The following is a 478-nucleotide window of genomic DNA, read 5'->3' on the forward strand; positions in this document are numbered from 1 at the left end:
CGCCCCGCCGCTTCCGCGGCGCGGCCCTGCCAGTAGCCGGCACGTGCCAGCGCAGTCGGATTGACGCTGCCGACCCCGATGCGGGCGAAATGCTGAGTGGCAGCCGCGGGGTCGTTGAGGAAGCGCAGTGCGATCCACCCGGCCGTGAACTCCTGCTCGGTCTTGTAGATGTCGCGCGAGGGCAGTGCGGCGTCGCGCGCGATCAGATAGGCGCTGCGGAATTCCTCGGTGTCGATCATCTTGCGCGCCAAAAGACGCCGCTCGATCCACCATTCGTCGAGATTGTGGAGCCGGTTCGGATCCTTCGGCGCCGACAGCATCAGCTGGGCGGCCTCGGCGAACTTCTCCTCGCGGCGCAGCAGCTGGATCTTGCTGAAGATGAAGCCGGGGTCGCTATGCAGCTCGCGGGGCACGGCGTCGAGCAGCGCGCGCGCGTTCGGGGCTTTCTTGACGGCGGCGATGCGGGCCTTGGCGAGTG

1 pseudogene is annotated in these 478 nt (G+C 68.2%); it reads right to left on the reverse strand.

Annotated features, from left to right (window positions below):
- Positions 1-478 (reverse strand): annotated as a pseudogene (locus tag MOV75_RS41745) (lytic transglycosylase domain-containing protein); the annotation flags it as partial.

Origin of the sequence: Bradyrhizobium sp. PRIMUS42, assembly GCF_023006515.1 — a bacterium.
GTDB lineage: Bacteria > Pseudomonadota > Alphaproteobacteria > Rhizobiales > Xanthobacteraceae > Bradyrhizobium.